Here is a 19,486-nt window from a genome sequence, read left to right on the forward strand (position 1 = left end):
TAGTCCTCGGAGGGAACCGACAGCAATGACTTACGTGATCGTCGAGGCCTGCATCGGAGTGAAGGACCGCGCCTGCGTGGACGTCTGTCCGGTGGACTGCATTTACGAGGGCGAGGACATGCTCTATATCCAACCCGACGAGTGCATCGACTGCGGCGCCTGCGAGCCCGAATGCCCGGTCACCGCCATCTTCCCCGAGGAAGATGTGCCCGAGAACATGAAGGAGTACATCGCCAAAAACCGGGACGTGTTCAACGGCGACGCGCCCCCGGGGCGCCCGAAGCGCTAGATCCCGGTCTGGGGAATACGGCGACCCTCCGCGGACCGGTCCGCGGAGGGTCGCTCGCATATGGAGAGCGGCCCCGGGATCGAACTGATTGGCCGCGACCCCGGAGCCTGTGTGGTAGGAAATGACTCCGACGCGGCATGGCCGTCAAAGGTTTCAGCCGAGCTGGCGGAGGAACTCCTGCAGTGCCCTGGTGGTGGCGGCCGGACGCTCGACCGGGGGGAGATGGCCGGCGCCAGGAATCACCACCAGGCGGGCTCCGGGAATTGCGTCCGCCATGCGGCGCGCCTCGTCGGGTGGAGTAGCCTGGTCCGCCTCACCCACCAGCACGAGTGTCGGCAGGTCGGCGAGGGTCGGCAGCAACGGCGTGCTGTCCGGACGATCCCGCATGGCCGCGAGGGCCCCGACGATGCCGGCGACGGGGAGCTCCGTGATCACGCCACGCACCCGGTCAGCCACCTCCGGCGCGCCCGTCAGGGTGTCCGGCGCCAGCAGCTTCGGCAGCATCGCCTCCGCGATGGCGGCCGCGCCCTTCTCCTTGGCCATGGCGGCGAACCCGTCCCGGCTGCGGCGGCCTTCGGGCGAGTCCGATTCTGCCCGCGTGTCGATCAGCACGAGCGCTCGCACCCGCCGCCGCCAGCGACGCAGGAACTCGAACCCGATGTAGCCTCCCAGCGAGTGTCCGCAGAAGACCACCTGGTCGACTCCGAGATTGTCGAGCAAGGCCGCGAGGTCATCGGCATAGATCGACATCCCATAGCCCAGGTCGGGCGCATCGGACTGGCCCATGCCGCGCAGATCGGGCGCGATGCGGCGGAACCCTTCGAGCGTCTCCAGCTGATGCGCCCAGATGGTGCGATCGAGCGGATAGCCGTGGACGAAGAGAACGGCCGGACCCTCGCCGCGCACATCGACCGCGAGGCTGACCCCGTGGACCGTCAGCCGCTCCACACTGCCCGGCCCGGACGGTCGGGTGGTGAGGAATTCACCGAACTCACGCGGCACCGGAACCGGCCGGCCTTCCCGATTGATGCAGACGAAGACGAACTGCGCCGTGGCGATGAGAGTGTCATCCCTCACCCGGCGGGCGGTCTGCCGCATGGTGAAGCTAGTGCGCCCGTGATGCGTGAGCGCCTGCTGAAAGCGGAGGACATCACCCGGCAAGGCCGCGGCGTGATAGTCGATCACGGTCTTCCGGACCGCGGGCCACGCGCCGGCCCGGGTGAAGACGTCCATCCCCGGGCCCTGAATCAGCATCTCCCACCGGGCGCGCTCGAAGAGACTGAGAAACGACGCCTGGTTGAGATGACCGAAGGCATCGCATTCATCGGGATAGACGGTGAGGTCGATCTCGGGATGGGGCATGGGCGGCGGAGCTCTACGCGAGGGACACCGGGCGCGTCCGACCGAGAGGCCCAAATCGGACCAAGTAGATATACTACACCCTGGCCCTCTCGGTTAGGCGTGCAACGAGCCCATCACCCGCTCTCCACACCATCCCATGAAACCAGCCACCGATTACATCCGCCACGCCGCCAGACTTGCCCGCAAGCTGCACATGGACGCCGCGATGGGAGGCGCGCCGCAACCGGACGCCGAGTTCTTCAAGACGCTTTCCAAGGCACTGGATGAGATCGCGGCCGGTCTCGAGCTCGTCTCGAAGGCCGAGTAACGCCGCGCGTGCAGCTGATTCAGACGACCCAGGAGTTGGAGGATCTCACCCGGCGTCTTCGCCTGGCGCCGCTGGTGGCGGTCGACACCGAGGCCGCCAGCTTTCACCGCTATGAAGACCGGATCTATCTCCTGCAGGTCTCGTCCCGCACAGAGACTGCGGTGATCGATCCGCTCGCGGTCGGAACGCTGGAGCCGTTGGGGAGCATCCTGGCCGACCCGGCTGTGGAGATCGTTTTCCACGATGCGGACTACGACCTTCGCCTGCTCGATCGAGAGTACGGCTTTCATCCCAACAACATCTTCGATACCCGAATCGCGGCCCAGCTCCTGAACGAGCCCGGCGTCGGGCTCGCAGCGCTGCTGGAGAAACACCTCGGCGTACGGCTCGACAAGCGGTTCCAGCGGGCCGACTGGTCGGCCCGGCCGCTCTCCCGCGAGATGCTGGAGTACGCGGCCTCGGACACTCGACACCTGCCGGAGTTGCGAGATATCCTGCGGGAGCAGCTCGCGGCCCGGGACCGGCTTTCCTGGGCGGAAGAGGAGTTCAGGCTTCTGACCCAGATCCGCTTCACACCCGCGCCCGCGACCGAGCCGGGCTACCTCCGCCCCAAAGGCGCCAAGGCCCTTCGCGGACGGGAGCTGGCGGTCCTGCGCGAGCTCTGGGAATGGCGCGAAGCCGCCGCGCAGCGCGCCGACCGCGCGACATTCCGGATACTCAACAACGAGCCCATGCTGCTCATGGCCAAGAACCCGCCCACCGACGCCGCGGCCCTCAGGGGCATCCCGGGCATGAGCGCGGACCAGGTGGAACGGAGAGGGCGCGAGATCCTGGCGGCAGTGCAGCGTGGACTGGACGTGCCGGACCGCGATCTCCCCAGACTGGAGCGACCGCCTCGGCGGCCGGCCGACCCCGCGTTGGAGGCGCGGGTGGAGCGGCTCAAGGTTGTGCGGAACGCGCTGGCGCTGCGCTACGATCTGCCTCCGGGCGTCCTGTGTCCCAACGGCACGCTGGAATCGATCGCCCGGAGTAATCCAGGGATGCGGGAGGAGATGAGGGGGATTCCCGAGCTCCGGCAGTGGCAACTTCGGGAGTTCGGCGACGACCTGCTGACCGCCTTGCCCCAGCCGGCACTTCCATGAGAAGTGGGGTCAGAAATGGCAATCCGGGCAATTGTCTGCCAGGATGGCTGGAATCGGTCGCACGGTTGGACGAGTGATTGAATGGTGTCAGCCTGGTGATTCCTCTGTCGCACCACCCAACTGGTCTCAGAAGCCGAGGAACGCCCTGACTCTGGGATCCATCTTCTCCGGGGTCCAGTAGGGATCCCACACCAGCTCGACCTCGACGCTCTTCACGCCCTCCATGTCCGAGACCACGTGCTTCACATCGTCGATGATCTCGGTGCCAGCGGGGCATCCGGGCGAGGTGAGGGTCATGCGAACCTCTACCTCCCCGGCGGCTCCGACCTCGACATCATACACCAGGCCGATGTCGATGATGTTGAGGTTGAGCTCAGGGTCTTTGACGGCCCGAAGGGCCTTCCGAACAGAGTCTGGAGTCAACATGGGCGCCTCTCGTGTGTTCATCGCCCCTGAAAGCTAACAGGTGGTAGGACCACAGCCGAAGCGGTGGCGCCGAGCGGCCACCCAGGCATAGACCCGGTCGGCGAGCCGCTGGACACCGGGCACTCGCATGAGAAGGGCCGGCACCCGGCCACCAGGGAGAAGCCGGAACAAGAGGGGAAGGGCCCGGGCCCCGGGGTAGACTCGACCGTCAGCTGTCACCAGGTGCATGGCCCGGTCGAGAGCGGCATCGGAGAGCTGGGGGAGTCCGGCGAACGCCCCGCGATCGGCTGCGGCCACATACTCCAGGGCGCCGTGGCGATCCCAGCGCCGCAGGCGGCTCACCCATCTCCGGCAGAACCCGCAGGCCCCATCGTACAGCAGGACCGGCCGGCTCAGCACCTCGCAACCAGCTCCTGGGTGCAGCCGTGGGGGACCAGCCGGACAGCCGCGTCGGAGAGCGAGGCGCGCACCAGCTTGAGACCGTGCATGGAGTCGGGCGCCCGCGGATCGAAGGTCCGGTTGGTCAGGAAGACGAGGAAGAGGTCGCGTGAGGGGTCGATCCAGAGCTCGGTGCCGGTGAACCCGGTATGGCCGTACGCCGCCCCGCTGATGAGGGTTCCGAACACACTGGGCTCGTCGCCGTTGAGCTCGGGAGAATCCCACCCGAGGAGGCGGGAGCCGCTGTTGGTGCCGCGCGCAAGGAACCGGCCCATGGTCGCGGCGCTCACCCATCGCCCGTGGGGCCCGATGCCGCCGCGAAGCCATGCCTGAGCGAATCGCGCCAGGTCCATGCCGGTCGAGAACACGCCGGCGTGTCCTGCCACTCCGCCGAAGGCGACGGCGTTCTGATCGTTCACCTCACCGGGCACCGCCTGGCCCCGCCAGATCCCGCTGGGCACGATACGCCGGCGCAGCCCCACCGGCGGCCGGTACCTGGTCTGCCGCATGCCGAGCGGAGTGAAGACCTCCCGGCTGGCGAACCGATCGAGCGGCATCTTGCCGATCTTCTCCACGATCAGCCCGAGCAACAGCGCGTTGAGATCGCTGTACTCGGCCGACTCGCCAGGGGGCCGGAGCAACGGCTGGGCGTAGAGCAGGTCGATGGCCCGGGCGCGCCGCCCGTGCGCCTTGCGATAGATCGGGACGTAGCTCTTGAGACCACTGGTGTGGTCCAACAGCATCCGGACGGTCACCAGGTTCTTGGGCCCGCCGGAGAAGCGGGGCAGATACCGGCGGACCGGCGCGTCGAGATTCAGCCGACCGCGGTCCACCAAACGCATGGCGGCGCTGGTGGTGCCGACCACTTTGCTGATGGAGGCAATGTCCCAGAGGGTCGAGTCGGGCTCAGGAAGGGCGGAGGCGGGGTCCCAGGTGAAATGACCGTAGCCCCGGGCGTAGAGGACCGAGTCACGCCGGCCGATCACCACCACGGCACCGGGGTAGAGTCCCGCCTCGATGCCGGAGCGCACGGCCCCATCGATCTCGGCGATGGACTGGGCCTCGCCCGAGGAAGCGCGCAGCAGCGTCATGGCGAGCAGTCCAGACAGCAGCCGGCATACTCGCGAGGTGGCACCCATGTCTCTCTCCGCCTGGCGGACGTCATTGGTCCAAACCTTCAGATCCAGGGCAACGATCGTGCCCACAGCGGGCAGCCTCAGTGGCCGTCCGCCAGCACGTCGCGCACCGGCCCAGGCGGCAGGCGGTAGAGCACCGCCGCCGTCCGACGATCCCGGTCCGAGAGCGTGCCGGTCCGGGTCGCGGGAAACATGACGTCGTTGGAGTCGGAGGAGTGGGGGAGGCCGAGGGCGTGCCCGGTCTCGTGGACCGCGACCGCGAGCAGGGCAGCGTCCGGCAGCGATACCGCGGCGTTGGTCCTGAGCGCGAGGGAGATGAAGGCCCGGCGTACCCGCCCGGACTGGTCCCAGGTGAGATCGGTCTGCCCCGCGCGATCGAAGTCGAAGTGGTCGATCCAGCGCACGACCACGTCGGCGGCGGCGGTATCGGTCACGACCCAGAAGCGGATCCCGATGCCGGTGGCTTCCCATCGGTCGAGTGCCTCGTGCACGTAGCCGGCCATCCTGGAGTCGTAGCCGTCCACCCCGCCCTCGACGATGGCGACCCGGATCGGCTTGCCGAAGCGGTCCGGCCATCGCCGGACGACGGAATCGGTGCTCAGAATCAGCGAGTCGAGATAGGTGGCGGCGGCTTCCCGGGTGAGCTGCTGCCGGGCGGCCAGGCGGGCGAGCCGGTCCTCGCCGGGCGTGCCGGCTCGTGCATTCTGCCTGCTGGCCCGGACATCGGGGGTGGCCGTACCGGTTGCAGTGGATTGCACCCCCGCGCCGCGCTCGCCGATCTGCCGGAACACGGGGGAGATCCGGTCGACCAAGACGAGGAGCAGGAGTCCGAGGGTGACGACCGGAAGGACGAATCGGCGCATGGGATCAATATGGGCAAGGGATGCGCCACCCCGCTAGCTGACCCGCTGGCGCCAACCGCCGCAGCCATCTAACATTTGCCACCGCGCCCTCCACACCGCGAGTGGCCGCGCCGGCTTGGAGTCGGAGGGCTCACTGAATCTGATGGATCGATTCGCCCAGGCGCTAGTGCGCTGGCGTTGGGTGGTGTTAGGGGTGTGGGCCGTCATCGGCGCGGTGGCGGCGGTACGGGCACCCGCCACGCCCGGGCTGCTCAACATCCGTGGCGGCAGCGCGCGGGAAACCGAGGCCTCCCGGACCGAGGATCTGCTGAATTCGCGCTTCAGCCGGCCGATCGGCGAGTTCTACGCGGTCACGCTGGAGGGGCCGGCCTCGTTCGAGGCACCCGGGCCACGCCTCGCGCTCGACAGCCTGCTTGCCGCCCTCAGGCGCCAGCCCTACATCCGCGGCCTAGTTTCATACGTTTCCACCAACGACACCACGTTCCTGAGCCGCGACCGCCGCGCCACCTTCGTCATCGTGGCGCTCAAGGCGGCTCGGGGAGACAGTGCCGGAGCCCTGGTGACCCCGGTGCGCACGCTGGTGCAGGCCACCCTGGCCCGAACCCCCGAAGCGGCCGGGATCCGGGCGCGGGTCACCGGCCGGGCACCGCTGGACCTGGACGTGCGAACAGTGGTGACCCGCGACAGCGCCAAGGGCGAGGAACGGCTGCTGCCGCTGACACTGGTCATCCTGGTGCTGGCGTTCGGCGCGCTGGTGGCGGCCGCGCTGCCCCTGATCGTCGGGGTCATGGCCATCGCGATCTCCCTCGCCATCATCGGCGTCGTCGCGCGGTTCACCCCGATGTCGGTGTTCGTGCTCAACATGACCACCATGATCGGGCTGGGCGTCGGGATCGACTACTCGCTCCTGGTGGTCACCCGGTTCCGGGAGGAGCTGGCCCGCGGAACCCGCAGGCGGGAGGCCGCCGCACGCACCCTGGCGACGGCGGGCCGCGCGGTGATCACCTCGGGCCTCACCGTCGTGGTGGGCTTCGGCGCCTTGCTGCTCACGCCTCTCATCGAGACCCGGAGCGTCGGCATCGGCGGTCTCATCGTGGTGGCCGTGGCGGTGCTGCTCTCGATCACCCTGCTCCCCGCCCTGCTGGCCGTGCTGGGCCGGGAGATCGACCGGCCGCGCTGGCTGGCGCGGCGGCTCGCCTGGTACCACGCACCCCAGACGTGGGAGAAGTGGGCCCGCACGCTGGCCAGACACCCGGTACGGGCGCTGCTCTACGGCGGCGCCGTGATCGGCCTGCTCACCCTGCCGGTCTTCTGGATCAGGATCGGCCTTCCCTCGCGCCACTGGTGGCCCGTCGGCACCGAGGCCGGCGAGGGGCTGGACGCACTCTCCCGGATGGGGGTGGCGGGCTACATCCAGCCGATACGGGTGCTGGTGGAGCTTCCGGAGGGTCGGAGCGCCGTGACGGCGACCTCGCTCCGGGGATTGATGACGGTGGCCGACTCGCTGCGGGCGGACCCCAGAGTGCGGGAGGTGCGCAGCCTGGTGAGCGTCCAGCCTAACGGCTCGCTGCTGGGCTATTCGGTGCTCTACAGCGACCTCGCCGCCGCCCGCGCCAGGTATCCGGACCTGCTGGACGCCTACCTCAGCTCCGACCGGCGGCTCACATTGATCGACGTGATCCTGACCGACACCACCTCGCTGACCTCCGCCACCGACGTGGTGACCAGGGCCCGCCAACTGGCCAAGGAAAAGCTCCGCGGCACCAAAGGGATGGAGATCCGAGTGGGGGGCTACTCCGCCGCCGCGCTCGACTTCCAGCGCGACCTGCTGGCGCGGTTTCCCCTGCTGGTCCTGCTCATTTTGGGGGCCACCGGGCTCATGCTCGCCGTGGCCTTCCGGTCGGTGCTGGTGCCGATCAAGGCCATCATCATGAACACCCTGTCGGTGAGCGCGACGTTCGGGCTGATCGTGCTGGTGTTCCAGTACGGGATCGGATCGAGACTCTTCGGACTGGACGGGCCCACCTCGGCCATCTTCGTGGCCGTGCCGGTGCTGGTCTTCGCGGTGGTGTTCGGGCTCAGCATGGACTACGAGGTGTTCCTGCTGAGCCGAATCAAGGAGGCGTTCGACCGGAGCGGCCGCAACACCGTCGCCACCATGGAGGGCCTGAGCGCGACGGCCTCGGTCATCACCTCGGCGGCGCTCATCATGATCCTCGTGTTCGGGATCTTCGCCTTCTCGCGAGTGCTTCCGATGCAGCTCATGGGGTTCGGGCTGGCGGTGGCGGTGTTGCTGGACGCCACCGTCATCCGGATGGTGTTGGTTCCCGCGATCATGCAGGCGATGGGACGGTGGAACTGGTGGCCCGGGGTGCGCGCGGCGCCGCGCAGATCGGCCGAGTACCCGAGACCCTAAGCGACGCTCAGTGCGCGCTCACCCGTTCGACGGCGGTCGCAGCGAGATCGGCGAGCCGGGCGGCGAAGATCACGACGGCGGCGCCCACCAGGGCCAGGAGCAGCAGACCCCAGAGCAGCGCGGCCACGGCGATCGGCCGCGAACGGCTTCCGGCTTCCGGCCGGCGCCGCGGGGCGCCGGCACGCACCGCGGCAAAGGCGGCGCGGCGCCGCTCCCGCTGGTCGTCCGCTTCCGGAAGGGCCCGGACGATGGCGGTGATCGAGGGCAGCTCGGGCAGGGAGAGCCCTCCGATCGGCTGATAGCGACTCCGGGCAGCCCAGGCCGCCCGAATCTCCGGATGAGTGCCCAGCGGCTGCATGCTCTGCCGCACGGCATCGAAGAGTGGGCTTCCGGCGCTCACCAGACCGGCTTCGAGCGCGTCGAGCACCGCTTCGACGTCGCTGAACTCGAAGTCCCCCGCCTCGGGGTCGCTGCAGGTGAACCGCGCTGGCGCCGGCGTCATCGCTTGGCATCCAGCCAGTCTGGGCCGACGCCGATGTCCACCACCAGCGGCACCCGCAACTCCACCACGCCCTCCATGTAGTCGCAGACCAGCGACCGCAACGGCTCGATCTCGGCGGGCGGGGCCTCGAAGACGAGCTCGTCGTGCACCTGAAGCAGCATCCGGCTCCGCAGCCCCTGGTCTCGAATGGCGCGATGAATCCGGATCATGGCGAGCTTGATGAGGTCGGCGGCCGAGCCCTGGAGCGGCGAGTTCTGGGCGTTGCGCTCGCCGTAGGCGCGCATGTTGAAGTTGCGGTCCTTGATCTCGGGAATGTAGCGGCGCCGCTGGAAGATGGTCTCCACGTAGCCGAGATCGCGCGCCAGCTGCACTTGGCGATCGAGAAAGGCGCGCACTCCGGCGAACCGCTCGAAGTAGCGGGTGATGAAGCTCCGCGCGTCTTCCTGGGAGATCCCCAGCTGGCGGCTCAGCGCGAAGGGACCCTGCCCGTAGATGGTGGCGAAGTTGATGGTCTTGGCCCGGGCCCGCATCTCGCCGGTCACCTGGTCCAGGGGGCAGTTGAAGATCAGCGAGGCGGTCTGCCGGTGGATGTCGCCGCCCTGCCGGAACGCCTCGATGAACAGCGGGTCGCCCGAGAGATGGGCCATGAGCCGGAGCTCGATCTGGGAGTAGTCGGCCGCCAGGAACGACCAGCCCGCCCGGGGAACGAAGCCACGGCGAATGGCTTCGCCCCGGGGAGTGCGCACCGGAATGTTCTGCAGGTTGGGCTCCGAGGAGCTGATCCGCCCGGTGGCGGCGCCGATCTGGTTGTAGCTGGTGTGGATCCGCCCGGTCTGCCGGTTGACCCGCGCGGGTAGGGTGTCGACATAGGTGCTCTTGAGCTTCTGGAGCTCGCGATACTCGAGGATGAGACGGGGCAGCTCATGACCCATGACGGCGAGCTGCTCGAGCACGTCGGCGTCGGTGGAGGGGCCGCTCTTGGTCTTCTTCAGCACCGGGAGCTGCTGCTTCTCGAACAGGATGGCCGCGAGCTGCCTGGGAGAGTTGAGGTTGACCAGCTCGCCGGCAATCGCGGCGATCTCCCCTTCGAGCCTGCGGAGCTCGACGCCGAGCTCCTGACCCAGCCTGGCGAAGACGCCGGGGTCGATGGCCACCCCCTCCCACTCCATGTCGGTCAGCACCTCGACCAGCGGCAGCTCGATGTCGCGGAGCAGCGGCTCCGCCCCCATCTCCCGCAGCGCCGGAGCGAAGAACTCGTGCAAGGCGAGCACGGTCGCGCTGTCGGCACCGCAGTAGGCAGCCGCGGAGGCACAGGGCACTTCGGCGAACGAAATCTGCGTCTTCCCCTTCCCCGCCACCTCGTCATAGCTCTGCATGGTGCGTCCGAGGTGCTCCAGCGCGAGCGTGTCGATGGCATGGGAGCGGCGGCCCGGGTCCAGCACGAAGCTCGCGAGCATGGTGTCGTAGGCCACGCCCGCGAGCTCCACCCCTGCCCCGCGCAACACCTGCCAGTCGTATTTGATGTTGTGCCCCGCCTTGGGCACCGCCGGATCGCTGAGCAACGCCGTCAGGGGAGCGCAGGCGAAGTCTCGGATCGGGGGTAGGTTCCGGACCGGCGTGGGGGCGGCGAGCTCCCCGGCGAGCGGGCGATGCCCGAACGGGAAATACCAGACCTCGGTCGGGCTGCCCGCGAGCGAGAGACCGATCAGCTCGGCGTCGTGCGGCTCGATCGAGGACGTCTCGGTGTCGATGGCCACGAGCGGGGCAGCACGGAGCCGCTGGACCACCGCGGCCAGGTCGTCAGGATCGTCGACCACCACGACGTCCAGGGCGGGCGTCTCATCCAGTGCGAGCCAGTCGGCCGCGGTGACCGGTGCCTGGTCGGTGAGGAGCGCGGGGCCGGCGCCCGCATCGCCCTGATCCAGGACGGCGACGGAGCCCCCCGGCGAGACCGCGCCGGCCGGGGTCCGGCCCTCCGCTTCCACCAGGGTGGCGGACGCGATCTCGCTCTGGCTGCCCAGGCGGCGCGCCAGCGTGAAGAACTCGAGCTCGGTGAGAATGCGGATCGAGGCCTCCCGGTCGGGCTCGCGGAGGACCATGTCCTCGATGGCGAAGTCGATCGGCACATCGCACTTGATGGTGACCAGCTCCTTGGAGAGCCGGGCGTTGTCGGCCTGGGCGAGGAGCGCCTCGCGGCTCCGCTTCGCGGTGATGTCGGCGGCGTGGACGAGGATGTTCTCCAGGTCCCCGTATTCGGCCAGCAGCTTCTGGGCGCCCTTCTCGCCGATTCCCTTGACGCCGGGGATGTTGTCGGAGCTGTCCCCCACCAGTGCAAGAAAGTCGACCACTTGCCGGGGACCCACGCCGAGCCGCTCGGCGGCGTTGGATTCGTCGATCCAGGTCTCGTCCACCGCTGCTGGACCACCCCGTCCCGGGTTGAGCAGGGTGATCCCGGGACCGATGAGCTGGTAGAAATCCTTGTCGCCCGAGACGATCACCGACTGAAGCCCTCGGCTGGCGCCGGCGGTGGCGAGGGTGCCGATCACATCGTCCGCCTCGTACCCGCGGACCGACACGAGAGGGATGCGGAAGGCCTCGAGCATGGCGCAGATCCGCTCCAGCGCGCGGTCGAAGTCGGCCTGAAGCTCGTCGTCCAGCTTCTCCCGGGTGGACTTGTAGTCGGGGTAGCGCTCCTCGCGGAACGAGGTGCCCGCGTCGTTGATCCAGGCGACGAAGTCGGGGCGGTATTTCTCACGCAGGCGGAGGAGAAAATTGGCGACGCCCCAGGCGGCGGAGGTATTCTCTCCCTTGCTGGTCCGGAGCGGCCGGGCGATCATCGCGTAGAAGGCGCGATAGATCAGCGCGTAGCCGTCGATGAGGAAGAGCTGCGGGGGGGTGTGATTGGCCATGCTGAAAGTTAGCCCCGCCCCCCTGCCCCGCTATGTCTGGTTTCGCCGGAGCCGGGTCAGCACCCGCTCGTATTCGGCCCGGGAGCCGGGCGTCAGGCGGACCCGGCCGAACCCGGTCTCGTCCTGGAAGTAGAGCTCCAGCCGGTAGTTGGTATAGCCCCAGCGGATCACTCGCCGGTCGGCGGTGCCAGGGGTGTTCTCGATGATATCGTCGGGCTGGCCGAGGTTGATGAGGACCTCACCCCGGTCGGTGCGCCAGCCGGGGACCCCCTCATCCGTGAAGCGGGCGTTGGCGGCGCTCACCCGGCTGAAGTAGACATTGAGCGCCTCGTTCTCGGGAGTGGCGGTGTTGGGATCGGTGGAAGTGTAGAACTCCCGCCAGAGCCGGGAGCGCTCGGAGGGCGGCGCCTTCCGCATGGCGTTGAGCTTCTCGTCCTGTCCGAAGTAGCGCAGCAGGTCGAGCATCTCGTCGAAGTTGGTCACGATCCAGGCCTGGGTGAACGACACCAGGGCCGAAGTAGTGCGCTCCCCCTGCCCGCTTCCCACCACCAGCCGGAGCTCGCCGAGCGAGATGCTGTCGGGCGCCACCCGCACGACCTGGCTCTCGACCGAGCGGCCACCGCGGAAGTGGAGTGAGTCGGAGTAGACCACTTTCTGCTGCTCGTCGTGCACCTCGAACGGCACGGTGGTAGGCGCCGTGAACTGGTACCCCTCGATGTATGCCAAGAGGGTGTCGCTGCCGTACCCGACCGCTCCCCGCGGGTTGAGCACCAGGGAGAGCGGATCGGCCAGGCTTCCCCGCCCCGTCGCCTGGTACACCAGGATGGGCGCGGAGATGCTGCCGGTCGCGAAGGCCGGCGCGGTGAAATCTCCGGTGGCCCGGCTCTCGGACGTGGAGCTGGCATCGCGCAGAGCCACGCTGACCTTGTAGGTGCCGGGCGTCATCCTGAGCACCTGCTGGAACAACACGCTCTCGTCGGCGCGCTGGGTCTCCTGGAAGGTCGGCACCCGGACGATCTCTTCTCGCGTCAGATCGACCGAGCGAGTGCCTGGCCGCTGAAAGGAGATGGCGACGCGGTACCGGGCGACGAAGACGTTGCCTTCCCGCTGGAAGGCCAACGCGCGATTCTCCAGAGACAGGCCGAGCACGGCGATGACAGAGTCGGCGGGCGCCGCGGCGAACGCAACGGTACCGACGAATGGGAGCGGGTCGCCCGCGGCGAGGCGTCCGAGCCGTTGATAGAATTGCGCGGTGTTGAGGAGCGCGGTGAGCTGGTCGGAGGGCGCGGGGGCGGCCTGGGTGCCGACCCGCTTCCAATTGCCGCACCCGAGGGCGGCGCTCAGGAACACTGCCGAGAACACGAGCCGACGCATGACACCACCCCCGGCAGATTCGTGGGTTTCCACCCCTCTCGCGAACGGGCGGAAGGTTAGCGGCGGCGGTCGAGAGACGTCAAGCATCGTGCGCCGTCGCACAATCGCGCAACTTGCTGGCTGATCGAAGATTCGGTAGCTTGGCCTAGCCATGAGCACAGATAATCTGGTCGGCCGCACGGTGGCGGGATACCACCTCGCAGAGTACATCGGCGAGGGTGGCACCGCTACGGTCTATCGGGCCGAGCATCCGCAACGCGGAACCGCGGCGGTGAAGATCCTGCGGCCGAAGCTGGCGCAGGATCCGGTGGCCGTGAAGCGCTTCCTGCGCGAGGCCGAATACGGCGCCCGGGTCAAGCACCCGTCCATCGTGCAGACCTACGACTTCGGGGCCACCGACGGATTGCACTATCTGGCGCTGGAATGGGCGCCGGGGGAGCCACTAGCCAAGTTCTCCAGCCGCTCAGGGCGACTGGCACCCACGCTGGTGGCTACCATCGTGGAGCAACTCACGGCGGCCCTGGCGGCGTCGCATAAGGCCGGGATCATCCATCGCGATCTCAAGCCGGAAAACATCATGTATGACCCGGCGACGCAGAGCGCCAAGCTGCTGGACTTCGGGATCGCTCGGGACGCGGAGCTCAGCCCAGAGGAGCGGCTCACCCGGGCTGGCTTCTTCGTGGGCTCGCTCCAGTACGTGGCGCCGGAGACGCTGAGCGGCGAGCTGGTGAACGAGCAGGCAGATGTCTACAGCCTCGCGACGATCACCTACCATCTGCTGACGGAGGCGTTCCCGTTGACGGGCCGGAGCCCGAGAGAGTTGTTCCAGCAACTACTCTCTCAACCGCCTTTGCCACTCAACCAAGCGGTGAAGGGGCTCAAGTTCGCGCCGGCAATCGAGGCGGCGGTGATGCGTGGGTTGGAGCGCGATCTCTCCAAACGTTCCAAGACAGTGGACGAGTTCGCGCGGGAGTTCTGCACGGCGGTACGGCAGGAGGGCTCCAAGAAGGGCGGCTTCCTGGCGTCGCTCTTCCGCAAGGGCGGCGATTGACCGACGAAGATGCGCTCCGGCGCCTGCTCCTCGCGCGGTCGGTACGGCATGGCGATTTCGTTCTCTCCTCTGGGCAACGCTCTTCCTATTACATAGACTGCCGGCTCAGCACGATGAGCGCCGAGGGGATGGTGCTGATCGGTCGGATGGGGCTGGCGGCGATCCGGCGCGCGGGGTGGGCTCCCAAGGCCGTGGGCGGGCTGACAATGGGCGCCGACCCGGTGGCGTACGCCATCGCGGCGGCGAGCCATGGGACGGACCTCGAAGTCGATGCATTCAGTGTGCGGAAGGAGCCGAAGGCGCACGGGATGGGGCAGCAGATCGAAGGCAACTTCAGGGCAGGGGACCGAGTCGTGATCGTGGAGGATACGATCACGACGGGAGGGTCGGCACGGCGGGCGATCGAGGCGGTGGAAGCTGCTGGGGGGAAGGTAGTTGGGGTGTTGGCGGTGGTGGATAGAGAGGAGGGGGGGAGGGAAGTGTTGGAGCGCGCTGGCAGGGAGGTGGTAGCCATTACTACTGCTAGTGGATTAGCGCTACGTTAGAGTCCGGAAAAGGCTCCGGTAGTAACCGGTGCTAAAGTGACGCCCGCGGGTACGCGGATAAATCGAACTCACGTCTGCAGGGCTTCCCGTAGCTTGATGGACCCGCTGGACCCCAGTCGCCCCTTCCAGATCAGCTTCATGCCCGGGACTTCCCCCCGACCGGCAACCCAAGACATAGACCCGGTGGCCACACCAACGCCCCCGCAGTTGCGGCGTCTCGGGCAAGACTCGAAGAGTCAAGTCGACAGATCAAAGCGCTGCAGGCATTCCTTGGGTCCGAAGGAGCGATTTGAATCTTCCGTACAACCCATTGGGTTGGAGAGCTGGCTGGAAGTGCAATGGGATGCGGATCAACGCGCCAATGGCGCACTCACGCCCACGCCGATCGCGGAGCGATGCGACGTTCGAAGCCCCAGCGTCTGAATTGATCCCCGGCAGCCCTCGAGCAGCATTTCAGGTAAACCGTAGGTGTCTGGCCCACTCCCGCCAGACCGTACCCGCCGTACCGCTCCCCTATTCGTCGCCGCCCTGTAGTCCCGCTACCTACGAAGTGACCCGCCAACTCCCTCCCTCAAGGTCAGCGCCCCACTGATTTCTACCCACCCGGACGAGGCCTACTGTTCACGCGTCTCGTTGAGGCAGGTCCGGAAGCAGCAGTACCAGGGGAGAAGTCGCCATGACCAACAGAACAGAAGGACGCAGGCTTCACCGGGCGCTGGTGCTTACCGCCGACCTCGCCTACGTCTGCAGCGTTCACGCATCCCCGACCGACGGGATGCGCTTCACCGTCGTGGTGCAGTGATGTGGCGCGCGGCTGCGGCACTCGCGCTCGGCGTCGGGCTCCCGGCCGCGGCCTGGGCGCAGGGCGACTGCTTCCCCGGAGCCAGCTCGCACGAAGCGAAGGCGTTCGCGATTTTCGCCGTGCCTCTGGCGTTCAGCCCGGCGGGCGCGCCGGACCTGTTGCCGGGGTTCCGGTTCGGATTGGAGGCGGCGTCGCTGCCTAATATCGACGACGCGACGGCCACTCCGACGATCTGCCGGCCGGGGAAGGGGCCGGAACACACCGATCTCCTTCCCGCGCTTCCTCGGCCGCGGTTCACCATGCCGCTGCCCCTGGGACTGGCACTGCAGGCGAGCTGGATTCCACCGATCCGAGTCAACGGGGTGAAGGCGAACCTCTTCGGCCTGTCGGTGGGGAAGAGCTTCGGCCGGCTCGGGGGTGTGGTGGTCGCGGTGCGGGGCCATGCCACCTTCGGCTCGCTCCGAGCGCCCATCACCTGCGATGACGACGCGCTGGCCGATGCCAAAAGCGAGTGCTTTGGCGGGCAGCGCTCGGACGACAAGCTCCGGCCCAACATCATGGGCGCCGACGTCTCCGTGGGATGGAGCGTAGCCGAGGGCCGGCTCCGCCCGTATGTCGGCAGCGGGTACAACCGGCTGCAGCCACGCTTCCAAGTCAACTTCACCAATCAGTTCGGCGCGCTGGACAACCGGCGGGTCGCAGTCAACCTCGACCGCATGGTGGTGTTCGGCGGAGCGACGTGGGACGCGACGCCGCGGCTCGCGCTGGCGGGGGAGCTGTACGCCGCCCCGGCCGACGCCGTCACCGGACGAGTCGTCGTTCGAGCCGCAGTCGGACCCTAACTCACGAAGAGAGAGAGCCTCCAATGCAATCGTTGCGCATGATGGTGCTGCTGTTCGCCGCCTGGAGCCCGATCGCGACCGCCGACTTGGCCGCGCAGCGCCCCATACCCAGCGGCAGCATCAAGGAAGGCGTCCTGAGCTTCGATGGCCGGGCGACCGTGGGCTCCTTCACCGGCAGGACCACCACGATCACCGGCGAGCTGACCGGCGGCGCGGACCTGTCGGCGGTGAAAGGCTGGGTCGAGGCGCCGGTCACTACCCTGGTCACCGGCAATGGAAAGCGGGACAAGGACCTTAACAAGTCGATGGAATCGGAGAAGTACCCGACCATCCGGTATGACCTCGACGCGGTGGTTCCGGGGGAGGTGCGGGGCGATATCGCAGCGGTCACCCTCGACGGGTACTTCCAGATCCACGGCGTGCGGCAGCACGTGGCCATCCCGGCGACGGTGACCTTCCTGCCCGACGGCGTCCGGGTGCAGGGCAAGATCCCCATCAGTCTCAAGAGCTACAAGATCGGCGGCCTGACCAAGATGATGGGCATGCTCAAGATGTACGACGAGATCCTGACGCATGTGGATCTCACCTTCGGCTCCGGCAACCTGCCCAGCGCGCACGCTGAAGCGGGGACAGCCAGGAGCTCGGACTGAGCGGGAAGGATCACCGATTTCTCTCGAGGAAGCGCGAACAACCTACGCCACAAGGAGACCACCATGATGAGCCGCAGACTGTACTTTTCGCTTCCACTTCTTGCCCTGAGCCTGGTGCTCGCCTGCGGTGAGGGGAGCGCGCCCACCCAGTCGCTCGAGCCCACCTTTTCGGCCGGCGGGACCAGGCAAGGGTTCGGCTTCAACGGTACCGCCAGTGGATTCCCGGCCGGGGTCGTCTTCCTGACGGGCGGCGGGTCGTTCGACCCGAGCACGGCCTCGAACACCATTCCAGCGGTGACGTCCGTGGCCTCGGGCGGCGGGTTCCGGTGCATCGATGCGGTGGCCCAAGGGCTGCTGCTCGGATGCGGGAAGGGCGAAGGCGTCCGCTGGGATACCGCCCAACTCCTCAGCTCCACCGGGTTCAAGTGCAGCCTGAACGATGTGGGGAGGACCGCCACAACCGGTGCCGGGACCGTCGTGCTGCTCGCCGATTTCTACCGGGCGGGTGACGGGGACGACGAATCGTTCACCGCGCCGATGATCGTGTCGGAGAGCGACCTCGCGCCGGACCTCCCCGGTCTCCAGCACCTGTGGATTCAGGGCGTGGGCTGTGGGTCGGCGGTAGTGCACTTCAACTAGGTGGAGAGAGGGGAATGGGGAGCGGCGAGTCATGCCTGGCGTGAGTGGTCGGCTCGCCGCGGGCGGGGATCAGGTGATACCTTCCCGTGGTACGGTGGTGCGCCGGGCCGCTGACCCCTGGAGGCGATATGCCGAAGACGATGGAGAAGCCGTTGCACTCGGTGCGGTTCCCGGGTGAGACCCCGGAGTATCGATCGGCCCGGGACCGGCTGCTGAAGGCGGAGCTGGACCTCAGAAAGCAGGTGGAAGAGGTCATCGCGCTGCGGCGCCGCCTGCCGTTGGGTGGACCACTCAAGCAGGATTATGTCTTCGACGAGGACGATGGCAAGCCGGTGCCTTTCTCCGAGTTGTTCCGCCCCGGCAAGGACAGCCTCCTGATCTACAACTTCATGTTCGGACCGGAGATGAAGCACGCGTGTCCGTCGTGCACGTCGATTCTGGACGGGCTCGACGGCAGTGCCCTTCACGTGCTGGACCGGATCAACTTCGCCGTGGTGGCCAAGTCACCGATCGAGGGGATCCGGTCGTTCGCTCGGGAGCGGGGATGGCGCAATCTCCGGCTGCTCTCCTCCGCCCACAACAGCTACAACCTGGACTACCACGGCGAGACGGCGGAGGGCGACCAGCTTCCCGCGCTCAACGTTTTCGTGCGCCGCGACGGTCGGATCCATCACTTCTACAGCACCGAGCTGCTCTACATCCCATGGCCGCGTGGCGAAGAACCCCGGCACGTGGACTCGATCTGGCCGGTCTGGAGCCTGCTCGATGTGACGCCGGAAGGGCGGGGAACCGACTGGAACCCCCGGTTGAGCTACGCTGCCGGCTGACGCGGGAGATGCGGCGGCAATGGCGCACGGCTGAGCCAGCGCCGCCCAAGCCCGGCAGGGCGCGTCAGGTCGCCACGGAGACCCACTTGTACGTGGTCCGGAATCGGGGGGACGTCGAGGTGTTCGGCAAAACCCAGCGGCGGGCCTGGGTGGGCGAGGATCGCAACGCGGACGGATCCATCCTGTTGGGGCGCATGTGGATCATTGACCAGCTGCCCCGGCTGGTGCGGTGGACGATTACCCGGCCTGACGGCAGCGGGGTTCAGATCGACCAGGAGCTCGTCGCGCCGAAGAGCTGAGATCCTTCCCTGATCCCGGGCGCCGCGCCGGCCGAGGCCGGCACCCGGGATGCAGCCCCCATTTGCCCCCCCATCATCCATCGCGTAAGTTGGTTCACCAACCTGCCATCCAGCGCTTCACGGTCACTTGTCAAAAGGAGGTGCGATGCGCCTCGTCCTTGCGTGCTGCGGCGCGGCCGTCCTCATCGGTTGCACCAAGTCCGACAAGCAACCCGCCGCGGATACGACGGCGGCGGCCGCACCCGCGGCAGAAGCCACCCCGGCGCCGCCGCGCGCGCTCTCGCTCTCCGATCTCGCCGGCAAGTGGACCGTGCGCACGATGGCGGAAACCGGCGACAGCACGCTGCTGACCTACGAGCTGCTCGCCACCGCGGACAGCTCGGGTTGGAAGCTGACGTTCCCCAAGCGGAAGCCCATTCCGGTGCGGGTTGTCGCGGTGGAAGGCGACAGTCTGGTGACCGAGGCCGGCCCGTTCGAGAGCGCGCTGCGGAAGGGTGTCCAGGTCAGGACCCGCATGGTCAGTCGGCTCGAGGACGGCAAGCTGGTGAGCAAGACCGTGGCGCGATATGCAACGAGCGGCCCCGACTCGGTGCGCAACCTGCGGTCCGAGGGCACCCGCGCGCCGTGATCGACGTGATGGCCATATTAGGGGGTCGCCATCTAACCG

General features: G+C 67.9%; 21 protein-coding genes. 13 read left to right on the plus strand and 8 right to left on the minus strand.

The genetic code is table 11. The features are described from left to right. Nucleotides 1-25 precede the first annotated feature (25 nt). Nucleotides 26-289 carry a ferredoxin family protein gene (locus VHR41_11725; protein ID HEX3234859.1) on the plus strand — a complete coding sequence of 88 codons (264 nt, stop codon included), beginning with the start codon at nt 26-28 and terminating at the stop codon, nt 287-289. Between the two features lie 153 nt (nt 290-442). Here the strand turns inward: VHR41_11725 and VHR41_11730 are convergent, their stop codons facing one another. After that, entirely contained in the window at nt 443-1,651 is a 1,209-nt protein-coding gene (locus VHR41_11730; protein HEX3234860.1) for an alpha/beta fold hydrolase, read from the minus strand. 136 nt (nt 1,652-1,787) lie between these two features. Here VHR41_11730 and VHR41_11735 point away from each other — a divergent pair, with 136 nt between their 5' ends. Both VHR41_11735 and VHR41_11740 read left to right on the plus strand, forming a co-directional pair. Further along, entirely contained in the window at nt 1,788-1,958 is a 171-nt protein-coding gene (locus VHR41_11735; protein ID HEX3234861.1) for a hypothetical protein, read from the plus strand. Nucleotides 1,959-1,966: 8 nt separating this feature from the next. Continuing rightward, nucleotides 1,967-3,100 (plus strand): ribonuclease D, encoded by a 1,134-nt coding sequence (locus tag VHR41_11740; protein ID HEX3234862.1) that lies wholly within the window; start codon nt 1,967-1,969, stop codon nt 3,098-3,100. Nucleotides 3,101-3,226: 126 nt separating this feature from the next. Here VHR41_11740 and VHR41_11745 read toward each other — a convergent pair whose 3' ends face one another. The 4 genes from VHR41_11745 to VHR41_11760 form a co-directional block, all read right to left on the minus strand. After that, complete coding sequence (locus VHR41_11745) at nt 3,227-3,526, minus strand: iron-sulfur cluster assembly protein (GenBank protein HEX3234863.1); 300 nt, start codon at nt 3,524-3,526, stop codon at nt 3,227-3,229. A 33-nt stretch (nt 3,527-3,559) separates the two neighbouring features. Next, nucleotides 3,560-3,925: a DUF393 domain-containing protein gene (locus tag VHR41_11750; protein ID HEX3234864.1), complete on the minus strand. Its 366-nt coding sequence runs from the start codon at nt 3,923-3,925 to the stop codon at nt 3,560-3,562. Beyond that, nucleotides 3,919-5,103, minus strand: coding sequence for a serine hydrolase domain-containing protein (locus VHR41_11755; GenBank protein HEX3234865.1), 1,185 nt, complete (start codon nt 5,101-5,103; stop codon nt 3,919-3,921). The genes VHR41_11750 and VHR41_11755 overlap by 7 nt, the downstream gene beginning before the upstream one ends. Before the next feature lie 77 nt (nt 5,104-5,180). Next, nucleotides 5,181-5,963 carry a matrixin family metalloprotease gene (locus VHR41_11760; protein HEX3234866.1) on the minus strand — a complete coding sequence of 261 codons (783 nt, stop codon included), beginning with the start codon at nt 5,961-5,963 and terminating at the stop codon, nt 5,181-5,183. Nucleotides 5,964-6,105: 142 nt separating this feature from the next. Here VHR41_11760 and VHR41_11765 point away from each other — a divergent pair, with 142 nt between their 5' ends. Continuing rightward, nucleotides 6,106-8,379, plus strand: coding sequence for an MMPL family transporter (locus VHR41_11765; protein HEX3234867.1), 2,274 nt, complete (start codon nt 6,106-6,108; stop codon nt 8,377-8,379). A gap of 7 nt (nt 8,380-8,386) precedes the next feature. On the opposite strand, the gene VHR41_11770 is transcribed toward VHR41_11765, so the two are convergent. From VHR41_11770 to VHR41_11780, 3 genes are read right to left on the minus strand one after another with little or no spacing between them, the layout of a single operon-like run. After that, nucleotides 8,387-8,881 (minus strand): hypothetical protein, encoded by a 495-nt coding sequence (locus VHR41_11770; GenBank protein ID HEX3234868.1) that lies wholly within the window; start codon nt 8,879-8,881, stop codon nt 8,387-8,389. Then, nucleotides 8,878-11,790: a DNA polymerase I gene (gene polA / locus VHR41_11775; protein ID HEX3234869.1), complete on the minus strand. Its 2,913-nt coding sequence runs from the start codon at nt 11,788-11,790 to the stop codon at nt 8,878-8,880. Before polA ends, VHR41_11770 begins: the two co-directional genes overlap by 4 nt. A 30-nt stretch (nt 11,791-11,820) precedes the next feature. Beyond that, nucleotides 11,821-13,164: a GWxTD domain-containing protein gene (locus tag VHR41_11780; protein HEX3234870.1), complete on the minus strand. Its 1,344-nt coding sequence runs from the start codon at nt 13,162-13,164 to the stop codon at nt 11,821-11,823. 151 nt (nt 13,165-13,315) lie between these two features. Between VHR41_11780 and VHR41_11785 the strand changes: the two genes are divergently transcribed. The 9 genes from VHR41_11785 (at nt 13,316) to VHR41_11825 (ending at nt 19,447) form a co-directional block, all read left to right on the plus strand. Continuing rightward, nucleotides 13,316-14,215, plus strand: a complete 900-nt coding sequence (locus VHR41_11785; GenBank protein HEX3234871.1) for a serine/threonine-protein kinase — start codon at nt 13,316-13,318, stop codon at nt 14,213-14,215. After that, nucleotides 14,212-14,760, plus strand: a complete 549-nt coding sequence (gene pyrE / locus VHR41_11790; protein ID HEX3234872.1) for an orotate phosphoribosyltransferase — start codon at nt 14,212-14,214, stop codon at nt 14,758-14,760. Before VHR41_11785 ends, pyrE begins: the two co-directional genes overlap by 4 nt. 676 nt (nt 14,761-15,436) lie before the next feature. Further along, nucleotides 15,437-15,562 (plus strand): hypothetical protein, encoded by a 126-nt coding sequence (locus VHR41_11795; GenBank protein HEX3234873.1) that lies wholly within the window; start codon nt 15,437-15,439, stop codon nt 15,560-15,562. Continuing rightward, a complete protein-coding gene (locus VHR41_11800; GenBank protein HEX3234874.1) occupies nt 15,562-16,404 on the plus strand; it encodes a hypothetical protein in 843 nt (280 codons plus the stop codon). Before VHR41_11795 ends, VHR41_11800 begins: the two co-directional genes overlap by 1 nt. Before the next feature lie 23 nt (nt 16,405-16,427). Further along, nucleotides 16,428-17,054, plus strand: a complete 627-nt coding sequence (locus VHR41_11805) for a YceI family protein (protein HEX3234875.1) — start codon at nt 16,428-16,430, stop codon at nt 17,052-17,054. Between the two features lie 63 nt (nt 17,055-17,117). Next, entirely contained in the window at nt 17,118-17,693 is a 576-nt protein-coding gene (locus VHR41_11810; GenBank protein HEX3234876.1) for a hypothetical protein, read from the plus strand. Nucleotides 17,694-17,821: 128 nt separating this feature from the next. Further along, nucleotides 17,822-18,520, plus strand: coding sequence for a DUF899 family protein (locus tag VHR41_11815; GenBank protein ID HEX3234877.1), 699 nt, complete (start codon nt 17,822-17,824; stop codon nt 18,518-18,520). 86 nt (nt 18,521-18,606) lie between these two features. Further along, the gene (locus VHR41_11820) at nt 18,607-18,819 is read left to right on the plus strand and encodes a hypothetical protein (protein HEX3234878.1); all 213 of its coding nucleotides are present in this window, start codon (nt 18,607-18,609) and stop codon (nt 18,817-18,819) included. 145 nt (nt 18,820-18,964) lie between these two features. Next, entirely contained in the window at nt 18,965-19,447 is a 483-nt protein-coding gene (locus VHR41_11825) for a hypothetical protein (protein ID HEX3234879.1), read from the plus strand. Nucleotides 19,448-19,486: the final 39 nt, after the last annotated feature.

The organism is Gemmatimonadales bacterium, from assembly GCA_036265815.1.
In the GTDB taxonomy this organism is placed as follows: Bacteria; Gemmatimonadota; Gemmatimonadetes; order Gemmatimonadales; family GWC2-71-9; genus CAVVWJ01.